Here is a 562-nt window from a genome sequence, read left to right on the forward strand (position 1 = left end):
TCCAGTTTCCGATGCGAACCGGGGTTGAGCCCCGGGCTTAAACACCAGACTTAAATGACCGCCTGCGCGCGCTTTACGCCCAATAATTCCGGACAACGCTTGCCCCCTACGTATTACCGCGGCTGCTGGCACGTAGTTAGCCGGGGCTTTCTTCTCCTATACCGTCACACACAAGGCAGTTACTCCTCATGCTGTTCGTCTAGGGCAACAGAGCTTTACGATCCGAAAACCTTCATCACTCACGCGGCGTTGCTCCGTCAGACTTGCGTCCATTGCGGAAGATTCCCTACTGCTGCCTCCCGTAGGAGTCTGGGCCGTGTCTCAGTCCCAGTGTGGCCGTTCACCCTCTCAGGTCGGCTACGCATCGTCGCCTTGGTGAGCCGTTACCTCACCAACTAGCTAATGCGCCGCAGGCCCATCTTTAAGCCACAGATTGCTCCGTGTTTTATGATTCTCTCATGCGAGAAAACCAGTTATCCGGTCTTAGCTATCGTTTCCGATAGTTATCCCAGTCTTAAAGGCAGGTTACCTACGTGTTACTCACCCGTCCGCCGCTAGCTTA

1 rRNA gene is annotated in these 562 nt (G+C 54.8%); it reads right to left on the minus strand.

What is annotated here, in order from left to right:
* Positions 1-562 (minus strand): 16S ribosomal RNA (locus ACSQ8O_RS36705); the annotation flags it as partial.

The organism is Paenibacillus sp. LjRoot56 (genome assembly GCF_964253335.1).
GTDB classification, from domain to species: domain Bacteria; phylum Bacillota; class Bacilli; order Paenibacillales; family NBRC-103111; genus Paenibacillus_E; species Paenibacillus_E allorhizoplanae.